The sequence below is a fragment of the Arthrobacter sp. TJ-236 genome, assembly GCF_058269235.1.
The window spans coordinates 983,188-995,862 of the sequence record NZ_JBZCNI010000001.1; the positions used below are offsets into that span (position 1 = coordinate 983,188).

Sequence of the window (12,675 nt, forward strand, 5' to 3'; positions counted from 1 at the left end):
CCAGCACGAAGAATCGAAAGGGAGATCAATGGTGAAGCAGTCAATTTTCGGCAGGATCGCACAACTCACACGAGCGAACATCAACTCGTTGCTCGATCAGGCCGAGGACCCGCAGAAGATGCTCGACCAGATGGTCCGCGACTACACCAACAGCATCGCCGAGGCGGAGAGCGCGGTCGCCCAGACCATCGGCAACCTGCGGATGATGCAGGACGACTACAACGAGGACGTCGAGAACGCGCGTAGCTGGGGCAACAAGGCACTGGCTGCCTCCCGGAAGGCGGACGAGTACCGCACCTCGGGTGACACCGCGGACGCGCAGAAGTTCGACAACCTCGCGAAGGTGGCGATCCAGCGTCAGATGGCCGCGGAGAACGAGGCCAAGGGTGCCGAGCCCACGATCGCCTCGCAGACCGAGATCGTCGACAAGCTCAAGGACGGCCTCAACCAGATGAAGGGCAAGCTCGGTGAGCTCACGGTCAAGCGGGACCAGCTCATCGCCCGCGCCCGCACCGCGCAGGCGCAGCAGCAGGTCCACGACGCCGTCAAGAGCATCGACTTCATGGACCCGACCAGCGAGGTCGGCAGGTTCGAGGAGAAGATCCGGCGCGAGGAGGCCAAGGTCCGCGGTCAGCAGGAGCTCGCGTCGTCGAGCCTGGACTCGCAGTTCGAGAGCCTCGAGGATCTCGGCGAGCAGACGGAGATCGAGGCCCGGCTCGCCGCGCTGAAGTCCGGGACCGGCGGGCAGTCCGCCATCGGGCAGGGTGCGCAGGGTGCGGCGCCGACCGCCTCGCCCGCGACGAGCGGCGAGACGACCTACTGAGTTCTCGACGTACCCGACGGAGGGGACCGTGGCCTTCTCGGCCGCGGTCCCCTCCGTCGTCAAGGCTCCCCCTCTGTCAGAGGTCGCAGGTAGATTGATCGTCATGGCTGTAACTCTGATGTGGTTCCGGGACGACCTGCGTATCTCCGACAATCCCGCCCTGATCGCGGCGGCGGAGAGCGGTGACGACGTCGTCGCCTGCTACGTCCTCGACGAGGAGACGGACGGCATGAGACCGCTCGGCGGGGCGTCGAAGTGGTGGCTGCACCATTCGCTCGCAGCGCTCGCCGAGGACCTCGAGGACCTCGGTATCCCGCTGGTCCTGCGGCGAGGACCTGCCGGCGATGTGCTGCCCGGCATCGTGGAGGAAGCATCGGCCCACGCCGTCGTGTGGAACCGCCGCTATGGCCTGGCGGAGCGCACCATCGACGCGATCCTGAAGGGATCCTTCGGTGAACAGGGCATCGAGGCCACGAGCTTCCAGGCCAACCTGATGTACGAACCGTGGGAGGTCACCTCCGGCGCAGGCGAGGCCTACAAGGTCTTCACACCGTTCTGGCGGGCCTGCCTGGCCTCACGCACACCCCGCAAGCCCCTCTCGTCGCCCACGGCGCTCCACGGCCCCCGTCTCGCCTCCGACGACCTCGCGTCCTGGACGCTGCTGCCGACCACGCCCGACTGGGCGCAGGGTCTGCGGGACACTTGGACCCCCGGGGAGTCGGGTGCGCACCGGCGGCTCGATCTATTCCTCGAGTCCGCCGTCCACGGCTACAAGGACAAGCGGAACCTCCCCGCGGTCCAGGGCACCAGCATGCTGTCCCCGCACCTTCGCTTCGGCGAGATCAGCCCGTTCGAGGTGTGGCACGCCGCCCAGGCCCACAAGAACAGTGCGACGGCCGAGGACATCCGCGTGTACGGCTCGGAGCTCGGATGGCGGGAGTTCAGCTGGCAGTTGCTCTACTTCAACCCGGAGCTCGCCACGGTCAACTACCGCCCCGAGTTCAACGCCTTCACGTGGGAGGAATCGACCGAGACGGAGCTCGAGGCGTGGCAGCGGGGCCGTACGGGCTATCCGTTCGTCGACGCCGGCATGCGCCAGATGTGGGACATCGGGTGGATGCACAACCGTGTACGGATGGCGACGGCATCCTTCCTCATCAAGAACCTCATGATCGACTGGCGCATCGGCGAACAGTTCTTCTGGGACTGCCTCGTCGACGCCGACGCGGCGAGCAATGCGGCGAGCTGGCAGTGGGTCGCCGGATCGGGTGCGGACGCGAGCCCCTATTTCCGCATCTTCAACCCTGTGCTGCAGAGCAAGAAGTTCGACCCAGATGGCGCGTATCTCAAGCGCTTCGTGCCCGAACTCGCGAATGCGGAGAACATCCATGAGCCCTGGAAGGGATCGGCTCCTGAGTACCCGGACCCGATCGTGGATCTCAAGGAGAGCAGGGAGCGCGCCCTGAGCGCGTACAAGGCGCTCTCGGGAGGCTGACGGAGCCGTTCTCCCTCTGCAGCTTCCCGTCCCAGAGCTGCGGAGGGGCCTCTGGCTCGTCGTGGTCAGCCTTCGCTCACGGCGCCCAGCGGACAACGCTCATCTCTCGACCGCACACCACGAAAAAGTCCGGCTCACCCTCAGGTGAACCGGACTTCCTCTTTCGTTGCGGGGACAGGATTTGAACCTGTGACCTCTGGGTTATGAGCCCAGCGAGCTACCGAACTGCTCCACCCCGCGGCGTAAATACAACGTTACCGGGTCGTGGGCGGGGAGGCAAATCGACCTCCTCCCCGCCCGGTCCCGACCGGTCCGGCGATCAGCCGCCGGCGGCTGCGGAGGAGCGTTCCTCCGCGTCGAGTGCCCGCTGCAGGGCGTCCTGCAGGCGGGTCTGGGCTTCGCCGTACGCTGCGAAGTCACCGTCCGCGAGCGCCGTGTTGCCGTCCTGGATGGCCGTGTTGGCATCCTCGAGCGCAGTCCGCAGATCGGCGGCCGGATCGCCCGTCACACCACCCGGGGTGCCACCCGCGCTGGGCGCGGGAGAGGGCGACGGCGTGGGAGTTGCCTCGCCTTCGGCCGGCGGGGTCGCTGGATCCTCCGGCGTCTCGCCGACGTTGTCCTCGTCGCCGGTCGTCGCTCCCGAGCTGCCGCCGAAGACCTGGTCCAGCGCCTCGGCGAGCGTGGGCGCGAAGCCGACCGTCTCCCCGAAACTCACGAGCACACGTCGCAGGACGGGGAAGGACGAACTTCCCGACGACTGCACGTACACCGGCTGGACGTAGGCGATACCCCCACCGATCGGCAGGGTCAGGAGGTTGCCGTTGATGACCTCGGACGCACCCTGGCGCAGGAGGTTCAGTTCCTGCGACACCGTGGTGTCCGAATTGAACAGGTTCTGGGCCTGCCCGGGGCCGACGACAGAATCGATTCCCGAGCTGTCCAGCAGCGTCAGCTGGCCGTAGGTCTCGCTCTTGACGCCGTCCTCCCCTGTCCCGGCGTCGCCGTTGGCGGCGAGGAAGCCGTACAGGACGTTACGGGGAGTCTGTCCCGGTGGGACGAACGGGATGTAGGGAGTGGTCAGGGAGAACGCCGTCTCCTCCTGACCCTCCTCCTGGCCGGGCATCTGCAGGGTCAGGTAGAAGGGTGGCTGACGGTTCGCCGTGGTCGCGGCGGCCGCGTCCGTGCCCTCGCCGGGATCCGACGGAACGCTCCACGCCTCGCTGTTGTCGAAGAATTCGTCCGTCGCCGTGACGTGGTACTTCGCCAGGAGCTCGCGCTGCACCTTGAAGAGGTCCTCCGGGTAGCGCACGTGCGCCATCAGGTCCGCGGACATCTCGCTGTAGGGCTGCAGGGACGAGGGATATACGTTCTGCCAGGACTTCAGAACGGGGTCCTGGTCGTCCCAGGCGTAGAGGTTGACCGAACCGTCGTACGCGTCGACCGTCGCCTTGACCGCGTTGCGGATGTAGTTGATTCGCTCCGCCGGCAGGGCCGTCGTCAGGCCGCCCGCGGTCTGCGAATCCTGCGTCGCGGTGTCCAGCGCCTGCGACTGCGAGTACGGGAAGTTCGCGCTGGTCGTGTATCCGTCGATGATCCACTTGACACGACCGTCGACGATCGCGGGGTAACTGTTGCCGTCGAGCGTGAGGTACGGGGCGACCTTGCGGACTCGCTCCACCGGATCACGGTCGTACAGGATCTGGGACTCGGCGTTGACCTGGTCGGAGAGCAACAGATCGGTGGACTGGAACTTCAGGGCGTACACGAGGCGGTTGAAGGCGTTCCCGACGTCGGGGCCGCCCTCGCCACGGAATGTCGTGCGCGAGTCGGTCTCAGAGTTGTCATCCTGCGGACGATCGATCTCGGCGGGCGAGGTGCCCTCCGGCGCTCCCACGACGGAGTACTCGGGCGAGGACTCACCGAAGTAGATCCGCGGCTCGTACGTGGACTCGTCGCCGAGCACGCCGGTCGACGGGATGCCGGACTGCAGGAACTCGGGGCGGCCATCGGGCTGCACGGTCGAGCCCGCCGCTGCGACGACCCCGTAGCCGTGGGTGTAGAACGCGTGCTCGTTGACCCATCCCTCCGGGACACCGTTGGTGTCGAGCTCGCGCACGGCGATCACCGTGTCCTGGATCTCGCCGTCGATCTCGTACCGGTCGACGTTGAGCGTCTCCGGGAACTGGTAGTACTGCCTGAACTGCTGCAGCTGACTGAAGGCGTCGGACACCAGGTTGGGATCGAGCAGACGGATGTTCGCCGTCGTCTCGCCGTCCTCGTTAAGGGCGCCTGCTTCCGGTGTGGCGACCGGCTCGTAATCGCGCACCTGGACGTCGTCGAGCCCGTAGGCCTCCCGGGTGAGGTCGATGTTGCGGTCGATGAAGTCCCGTTCAGCATTGAGGCGCGAAGGATCGACCTGGAAGCGCTGGACGATCGAGGGGTACACGCCACCGGCGAGCAGGGCGGTGATGATGAGCATCGCGGACCCGATGAGAGGCAGCCGCCACCGGCCGATGAACGCCGATGCGACGAACAGGGCGGCGACGATCACGGCTGCGACGGCCAGGATGGCCTTCGTGGGGATCACGGCATTGACATCGGTGTAGAGCGCCCCGGCCCACGTGCCCTGGTTGAGCAGGGTGTCGTAGCGATCGAGCCAGTAGTTCACGCCCTGCAGCACCAGGAAGACCGCGGCCACGACCGCGATCTGGATTCGCGCCGCCTTCGTGGTGAAGAGTCCCTTCTCCTCGAGGCGGATGCCGCCGTAGAGGTAGTGCGTCAGGATCGTCGCGATGGCGCTGATGATGACCACGCTGATGAGGAAACTGGTCACGAAGCTCAGGAACGGCAGCGTGAACATGTAGAACGAGAAGTCCATGCCGAACTCGGGGTCTTCGCGACCGAACGGCTCCTGGTTGAGGAAGAGCAGCACGTCCTGCCACTGCGAGGACGCCGCCGTGCCTGCGAAGGCGCCGAGGACCACGGGGATACCGAGCATCAGCAGGCGGCGAATGGGCTCCAGCTGCGCCTGGTACCGGTTCAGGTTGTCCTGGATGGCGCTGTCCGGCGCATAGATGGGGCGGCTGCGGAACGCGATGCGCAGACTCAGGAACACGGCTCCGGCCATGACCAGGAACGCCACGAGGAACAGGGCGATCCTGGCGAGGTTCTGCGTGACGAACACTTCGAGGAAGCCGAGCTGGTTGTACCAGAGCACATCGGCGTACACCTGCGAGAGGTAGACGAAAGCGATCACGATCACCGCCACCACGATGATGGTGGGGATCAGCGGACTACGGCGGCGACGTGCTGCTGCACTCGCCGGGCTCGGGCTGCTGCCGAACGGACGGTCTGGTCCGGATGTCACATCTACCTCATCGTTAGCTGCTGCGGGTCACGACGACGGCTGCTTCCCCTGCTGACCCGAGCCGAACACGACGAAGGCCGACGGGGAGAAGGGCCCATCGTTAGTCATTCTGCCCTGTTCACGTTCGGCCGGACCACTTAGGTTCCCCGCCTGCTGCCGTCGTCGTCCGATCGTCACCCAAATGTGTCCTGCCGGGTCTTGCCTGCGACGCAGGTCACTCGTCCGCACCTCCCCGTCAGCAGGAGGGGAGGGAGTCAGCGCCCTCGCCGGAGCCGAGGGTCCCGACGGCGTCGACCGCCTGGTCGAGCGTCTCGATCCTGACGACGGTGAGGCCGTCGGGGATGTTGCCGACCACCTCCTCGCAGTTCTGCGCCGGAGCGAGGAAGAACTCCGCGCCGTTCGCACGCGCGCCGACGAGCTTCTGCGCTATCCCGCCGATGGGGCCGACGATCCCGGCGGAGTCGATGGTGCCCGTGCCGGCGAAGTGCCGGCCGCCGGTGAGGTCGCCCTCCGTCAGCGTGTCGACGATGCCGAGCGCGAACATCATGCCGGCGGAGGGGCCGCCGACGTTGTCGAGCTGGATCGACACGTCGAAGGGGAACTCGAAGGAGGAGGCGAGGAGGATGCCGAGCTGGTAGTCGCCCTCGTCCGACCGACGCGGCGTGACGGAGACCTCCGTCGGTGCGCCGTCGCGGACGAGGGACAGCCGTGCCGGTGCACCGGCGTCGTCGGCCAACGCGGCCCGCAGCGTCTCGACCGTGTCGATCGTGCGACCGTTGATGCTCCTCAGGACGTCGCCCTCCTCGAGCACTCCCTCCGCAGGGGCGTCGGACCCGAAACCGGCCACCGTGAGGTCCTCGGTGTAGTCGATGTCCTCGTGCGTCAGCGCGGCTGCGATCGCCGACTCCTGCGAGGAGGTCATCGCGACGCTGTTCTGCTCCTCGAGCTGCGAGGACGTGATGCCCTCGGGGTAGACGAGCTGCTCCGGGAGCACGTTCTCGGTCGGGCTCGCCCAGGCGCGGAAGGTGTCGAAGACGTTGACCTGACCGTTCGGCCCACCGCTCACGAAGACCGTCGTGAGATCCAGCTCGCCCGACGGCGGGAAACTCTCCCTGCCCTCGACCCGGATCAAGGGCTGCCCGTTGACCTCCCCGATCGTATTGAAGGCCGGCCCCGGGGATTCGATCACATAGGGCGAGGGCAGGAGGACCGCAGTGGCGCAGAGGACGACGGCGAGCCCGCCCGAGACCGCCATGGCACGAAGGCGTGGATCCCTCGGCCGCGCCTCGGGCCGGGGTGTGGGCGTCTGGGTGTCGACGGGGTGCGTCACGGTGCTTCTTCCTGTTGAGCGCTCACTTCGAGGGCGCGCAGACCCTGCGGCGCCCGGAACCTCAGAGTAAACGTTCGGACCGACCGCGATTCGCCCGGTCTTTGCCCTCAGCGAACGATGGACGCGGAAGTCGGACAGCGGTCGGGATGGCCCGGTAGCGTGGTGGACACATTCGGGAGCGGTGGGAACGCCGTCGCACCCGGCCCGCCATGCGACTCCAGGACCGGTGGTACCGATGACCAACCCTCCCACTCCATCGAACGGCGACGACGACACGCCTCAGGACCCGCTGTCCGAGATGCTGTCCAAGATGTTCGGCGGTGGAGCCGGTGGCTTCGACCCGCAGGAGATCGCGAAGGCTGCGGGTCTACCCTCCGACCCGGCCGCCATGGCGATGATGATGCAGCAGGTCCAGGCCATGTTCTCCACCCAGAGCGAGGGGCCGGTGAACTGGCAGATGGCACACGACCAGGCGCGTCGGGTCGCTGCGTCCGACGGTGATCCGTCCGTCACGCCCCTGCAGCGCAGGAGCGTCGACGAGTCCCTGAAGCTGGCCGAGATGTGGCTCGATCCGGTCACCGACTTCCCGAGCACCGGCCAGCTGGGCCGCGCGTGGTCGCGCGCCGAATGGGTCGAGGCGACGATGGTGACGTGGCGGCGCCTGACCGAGCCCGTGGCCACGAGCATCGCCAAGGCGCTCTCCGACGTCATCACCCAGCAACTGCCCGAGGAGATGGCCTCGATGATGGGCATGATGGGTGGCCCCGCGTCGATGCTGCAGAACGTGGGTGGCGCGATGTTCGGCATGCAGCTGGGGCAGGCGGTCGGTGCGCTGTCCAAGGACGTCGTGGGGTCGACGGACATCGGCGTGCCGCTGGCCGACGGTCGGATGGCACTGCTCCCGGTCAACGTGGCCGCCTTCGGGGAGGGCCTCGACATCCCCGAGCAGGAGGTGCAGCTCTTCCTGGCGGTGCGGGAGGCTGCACACGCCCGACTCTTCACGCACATCCCCTGGCTCACCGGTCACCTGCTCGGCAGCATCGAGCGTTACGCGCGGGGCATCCACATCGACATGGGGAAGATCGAGGAGGCCGCCCGCGACATCGATCCGACGAACCCCGAAAGCATCCAGGGTGCCCTCTCGCAGGGCGTGTTCATGCCCGAGCGGACCCCGGAGCAGGACGCCGCACTGGTGCGGCTCGAGACGACGCTCGCGCTGGTCGAGGGCTGGGTCGACGAGGTCTCCGCGAAGGCGGCCGCGAACCTGCCGTCCGCCGGTGCCCTGCGGGAGATGGTGCGTCGACGGCGTGCCACCGGCGGTCCTGCCGAACATGCGTTCGCTTCCCTGGTGGGCCTCGAACTGCGGCCACGGCGGCTGCGCGACGCGGCGACCCTGTGGGCCCTGCTCGCCGAGGAGCGCGGGATCGACGGACGCGACGCCATCTGGCAGCACCCGGACCTGCTGCCGACGGCGGAGGATCTCGACGATCCTGCGGGCTTCTCCAGCCGCCGCGCTCTGATCGAATCCTCCGGCGCAGACGTTGATGCGGCTCTCGAACGGCTGCTGGCCGGGGACTTCGACCAGCCCGCGAGCGACACCGCTGCTGCCGCTGATGCCGGCGGGTCTCCCGGTACGACCCATGCCGCCGATGCCGCCGACGGCACTGGTTCCGGATCCTCCGGAACGTCGGACTCGCCAGATGCCGCAGATGGCGCGCACACCGCAGACCTGGCCGAGGGCGGGAAGCCTGCGTCCGGGGAGGACGACGCCGACGCGAAGGACGCGTTGAACGACGGCGCAGCAGGTGACTCCGGGGAGGGCACCAGCGAGGAACCGGGGTCCGACGACCGTCGCTGACGGTCGGGGACGTCGCCGATCGGACATCGGTGACGTCCCTGGTCAGGTATCGGCGTGGTTCCTCAACAGATCGTCGACGACGTCCCGGTCGCCGTAGGAACCTCAGGGTGCGGCTCGTCCGTCGGCGTCAGCCGGTGCGAGGCGAAGGCTGCACCGTCGAGGAACGCCTTCGACGTCGCCGTGTGCGGGTACGCCTCGAGCAAAGCCCAGAAGACCGCATTGTGCGAGGGCTCGATGAGATGACTCATCTCGTGCAGGATCACGTAATCGATCACGTAGTCGGGCATGCCCTGGAGACGATGGGACAGGCGGATGGACCGGTGCGCGGGGGTCGCTGATGCCCATCGGGAGTTCTGATTGGTGACCCAGCCGATCGACGACGGCACACCCCTTCCGCCGAGATAGGTACGGGCAAGGGTTTCGGCACGACGCATGAGGTCCTGCTGAGCGCTGTCCTGGGAGGGCCGCTCGAGATACTTCGCCGACACCCGCTCGACCATGCGGTCCACCCAGTCCCGTTCCTGGCGCGCCGAGAAGTGGCCCGGGATGGAGACGCGGATGACGCCGTCCCGCAGATCCGCGCTGACGGTCCGTTTCCTCCGCGCTGATCTCCTGACCTCGACCGGCAGACGGCGGGGCGCCTCAGGCGGTGTCGACTCCTCAGACACTGTCGGCGATCAACTCGAGCACCGCGTCGCCGTACCGCTCGAGCTTCGCTGATCCCACTCCCGAGACGTCGCCTAGTTCCTCGAGCGTCTCCGGTTTCGCCTCCGCGATGGCGATCAGGGTGGCATCGGTGAAGACGACGAACGCCGGCACGTCCTTCTCCCGGGCTTCGGCCCGCCTCCACTCACGGAGCGCCTCGAACGTGGCTTCCTCGTAGGAGGCGGGACAGTCGGCGCACCGCCCCATCTTCCGCTCGGAGCCGGTGAGGAGCGGGCGCTTGCACACCCTGCACGTGACCGGTCCGGTCGCCTTCCGGCTCGCCTTCGCCCGAGGCTGACGGAAGGTCGCCTGACCCGCGACGGTCGGTCGCAGCGCGTCGAGGAAGCGGGACGGTTTGCGGCTCGCCCGTCCGCCCGGGGAACGGGAGGTGGACCAGGACATGGAGAGGTGGATCCGCGCCCGGGTGATACCCACGTAGAGGAGGCGGCGCTCCTCGTCCACGGCTTCCTGCGTGTCCGCGAACGAGATCGGCATGAGCCCCTCGCTCAGTCCCACCAGGAAGACGGCATCCCACTCGAGCCCCTTCGCGGAGTGCAGCGAGGCGAGCGTGACACCCTGCACCGTCGGTGCGTGCTGCGACGCGGCACGTTCCTCGAGTTCGGCGACGAACATCTGGAGGGTGAAGGCGTCCGCTCCCCTGGTGCGGTTGAGATCGTCGGCGAGGGACACCAGTGCCGCGAGCGACTCCCACTTCTCTCGGGTGGCGCCCGAGTTCTGCGGTGCCACCGAGGTGTACCCGAGTGACGCCAGGACGTCCCGCACCTGCTGCGGCACGTCGTCGTCCCCCGGCGTACGCGCTGCAGCCCTCAACTGGAGGAGCGCGTCGCGAACCTCCCGGCGCTGGAAGAACCGCTCGCCACCGCGCAGCTGGTAACCGATCCCGGCACTGGCCAACGCCTGCTCGTAGGCCTCCGACTGTCCGTTGGTCCTGTAGAGGATGGCGATCTCACTCGCCCTGACCCCCTGATCGAGCAGCACCCCGATCCGGCGCGCGGTATCGGCGGCCTCGGCCTCGTCGTCGGAACACTCCGTGAAGGCCGGCTCCGGACCCGGATCCCGCTGCGCGACGAGTTCGAGCGGCGTCGACCAGGTGGTGCTCGAGGAACGGCGGTCCACCTCGGAACTCCTCGCCGCGAGCAGCGAGTTCGCGGCGCGGACGACCTGCGGGGTGGAGCGGTAGTCACGGACCAGCTTCACCACCTGCGCGCCCTTGTAGCGTCGGGTGAAGTCCAGGAGGTGCCGGGAGGTCGCGCCCGTGAAGGAATAGATGGTCTGACTCGTGTCACCCACGACGCACAACTCCGAGCGCTCCCCCAGCCAGAGGTCGAGCAGCCGCTGCTGCAGTGGCGAGACGTCCTGGTACTCGTCGACCACGAAGTGGCGGTACTGCGCCCTGACGGTGGCTGCCACCTTCTCATCCTCCTCGAGGATGGCCACCGTCGTGAGCAACACGTCCTCGAAATCGATGAGGTTGCGGTCGATCTTCAGGTCCTCGTAGGCGGAGAAGATGCGCGACACCGTGACGAGGTCCATCCCGGCCGGCGCTTCCCGCCCCGCTGCTGCAGCCATGTAGGCGTCGGGTGTCAGCATCGACACCTTGGCCCACTCGAGCTCCGCCGCCACGTCGCGGATCGCGGCACGATCGGTCGTGATGCGAAGACGACGGGCTGCTTCCGCGATGAGCTGCGCCTTGTGGTCAACCAGAGCAGGCAGCGGTCCTCCGACCGCCTGGGGCCAGAAGTACTGGAGCTGCCGGAGCGCCGCGGCGTGGAAGGTGCGAGCCTGCACACCGCCCGCGCCGAGGTCACGGAGCCTCGTGCGCATCTCGGCGGCCGCACGTGCGGTGAACGTCACCGCCAGGACCTGCTGCGGCTTGTACACGCCGGTCTGGACCCCGTAGGCGATCCGGTGGGTGATGGCGCGGGTCTTCCCGGTACCCGCGCCGGCGAGCACGCACAGCGGCCCGGAGAGGGAGCTCGCGACGAGTCGCTGTTCGTCGTCGAGCCCCTCGAGAATGCTGTCCTCGAGCAGTACGCCGGTCACTAGGGGCGAGCCTCCGACGGCTCCTCGTCCAGGGGACCGCCGTACCAGCGCTCGATCAGCGCACGGGCGATGGACACGCCGCCGGCCACGGCGATCTTCTCGTCGCGCACCTCCTCGAACAGCTGCGCGCGCGTGAACCACCGCAGGGACCGCATCTCCTCGAGGTCCGGCACGGCGTCCGTGGTGACGGCACGCGCCGTGAAACCGAGCATGAGGGAGGCAGGGAACGGCCAAGGCTGCGAGCCGAGGTACCGGGGCTCGTCGATCTCGATCCCGGACTCCTCACCGACCTCGCGGAGGACGGCGGCCTCGAGTGATTCCCCCGGCTCCACGAAGCCGGCGAGCGTCGAGTACCTGTTCTCCGCCCACGCCATCGCCGAGCCGAGGAGGATGCGGTCGTCGTCGTCGATCACGGACACGATGATCGCGGCGTCCGTGCGGGGGTAGTGCTGCGACTCGTCCTGCGGGCACTGGCGCACCCACCCGCCATCACGGACCAGCGTCGGTGTGCCGCAGCGCGGGCAATGCGTGTGCGTCGCGTGCCAGTTCGCGATGGCCGCAGCCTCCACGAAGAGTCCGGCGTCGCGCGCGTCCAGAGACGCGGCGATCTCGCGCAGGCCGAGCCACTGGTCGGCGGGCACGACCGATGCGTCGGCCTCCTGCAGGACCGCGAGGACGACCGCCTGTCCGGCGTCGACTGCGCCCTCGTTGATGCGCCCGAGGTAGACGACGAGTTCCGGGCGCTCGAGGGCCGCGGGAGCGACGAGGGAGAGTCGTGTCCCCGCGACGGGCGCCTTGCCGCCGCTGAGGGCCAGCACGAGCGTCTCCGGCGAGGACCACAGCTCGTCGAGGATGTTCTCGGACGTCCTCCGGTCGCCGTCGCGGTCGGAATCGGCACGGGAGAGCGGGAGCGATCCGAGGGGTGGGAGCACGAGGTTTCGGAGCGCGGAAGTCATGCTCCTACGGTACGTGGCGGGTCTCCCAAAACACACTCGGGGGCGAGCGGGTGGAGGAGTAGTCCGCCCGCCGGAAC

Annotated in this window: 8 protein-coding genes and 1 tRNA gene; 3 read left to right on the forward strand and 6 right to left on the reverse strand. The window is 68.0% G+C overall.

What is annotated here, in order from left to right; genetic code table 11:
• Positions 1 to 28 precede the first annotated feature (28 nt).
• Together AC4D16_RS04530 and AC4D16_RS04535 are read left to right on the forward strand one after the other, a co-directional pair.
• Entirely contained in the window at positions 29 to 823 is a 795-nt protein-coding gene (locus tag AC4D16_RS04530) for a PspA/IM30 family protein (protein ID WP_490948692.1), read from the forward strand.
• Positions 824 to 926: 103 nt separating this feature from the next.
• A complete protein-coding gene (locus AC4D16_RS04535; RefSeq protein ID WP_490954107.1) occupies positions 927 to 2,318 on the forward strand; it encodes a cryptochrome/photolyase family protein in 1,392 nt (463 codons plus the stop codon).
• A 166-nt stretch (positions 2,319 to 2,484) separates the two neighbouring features.
• Here AC4D16_RS04535 and AC4D16_RS04540 read toward each other — a convergent pair.
• The 3 genes from AC4D16_RS04540 to AC4D16_RS04550 all read right to left on the reverse strand — a co-directional run bounded on the left by AC4D16_RS04540 (position 2,485) and on the right by AC4D16_RS04550 (position 7,015).
• Positions 2,485 to 2,558: transfer RNA gene (locus AC4D16_RS04540), tRNA-Met, on the reverse strand.
• A 79-nt stretch (positions 2,559 to 2,637) separates the two neighbouring features.
• Positions 2,638 to 5,685, reverse strand: a complete 3,048-nt coding sequence (locus AC4D16_RS04545) for a UPF0182 family membrane protein (protein WP_490954108.1) — start codon at positions 5,683 to 5,685, stop codon at positions 2,638 to 2,640.
• A gap of 235 nt (positions 5,686 to 5,920) precedes the next feature.
• Positions 5,921 to 7,015 carry a YlbL family protein gene (locus AC4D16_RS04550; protein ID WP_490954109.1) on the reverse strand — a complete coding sequence of 365 codons (1,095 nt, stop codon included), beginning with the start codon at positions 7,013 to 7,015 and terminating at the stop codon, positions 5,921 to 5,923.
• A gap of 235 nt (positions 7,016 to 7,250) precedes the next feature.
• On the opposite strand from AC4D16_RS04550, the gene AC4D16_RS04555 reads away from it, so the two are divergent.
• Positions 7,251 to 8,873 carry a zinc-dependent metalloprotease gene (locus AC4D16_RS04555; protein WP_490948688.1) on the forward strand — a complete coding sequence of 541 codons (1,623 nt, stop codon included), beginning with the start codon at positions 7,251 to 7,253 and terminating at the stop codon, positions 8,871 to 8,873.
• Positions 8,874 to 8,935: 62 nt separating this feature from the next.
• On the opposite strand, the gene AC4D16_RS04560 is transcribed toward AC4D16_RS04555, so the two are convergent.
• Genes AC4D16_RS04560 through nudC form a run of 3 tightly spaced genes read right to left on the reverse strand, consistent with a single transcriptional unit; the run spans position 8,936 to position 12,598 of the window.
• On the reverse strand, positions 8,936 to 9,541 hold the full coding sequence (locus AC4D16_RS04560) for a M48 metallopeptidase family protein (protein WP_490948687.1): 606 nt from the start codon (positions 9,539 to 9,541) through the stop codon (positions 8,936 to 8,938).
• Positions 9,534 to 11,642 (reverse strand): ATP-dependent helicase, encoded by a 2,109-nt coding sequence (locus AC4D16_RS04565; protein ID WP_490954110.1) that lies wholly within the window; start codon positions 11,640 to 11,642, stop codon positions 9,534 to 9,536. Before AC4D16_RS04565 ends, AC4D16_RS04560 begins: the two co-directional genes overlap by 8 nt.
• Positions 11,642 to 12,598 (reverse strand): NAD(+) diphosphatase, encoded by a 957-nt coding sequence (gene nudC, locus AC4D16_RS04570; RefSeq protein ID WP_490954111.1) that lies wholly within the window; start codon positions 12,596 to 12,598, stop codon positions 11,642 to 11,644. Before nudC ends, AC4D16_RS04565 begins: the two co-directional genes overlap by 1 nt.
• Between the last annotated feature and the right edge of the window lie 77 nt (positions 12,599 to 12,675).

What these genes read in the sequence shown, in the direction of transcription:
- AC4D16_RS04530 (WP_490948692.1), top strand. Translation starts at nt 29, where the DNA reads ATGGTGAAGCAGTCAATTTTCGGCAGGATCGCACAACTCACACGAGCG.
- AC4D16_RS04535 (WP_490954107.1), top strand. Translation starts at nt 927, where the DNA reads ATGGCTGTAACTCTGATGTGGTTCCGGGACGACCTGCGTATCTCCGAC.
- AC4D16_RS04555 (WP_490948688.1), top strand. Translation starts at nt 7,251, where the DNA reads ATGACCAACCCTCCCACTCCATCGAACGGCGACGACGACACGCCTCAG.
- nudC (WP_490954111.1), bottom strand. Translation starts at nt 12,598, where the DNA reads ATGACTTCCGCGCTCCGAAACCTCGTGCTCCCACCCCTCGGATCGCTC.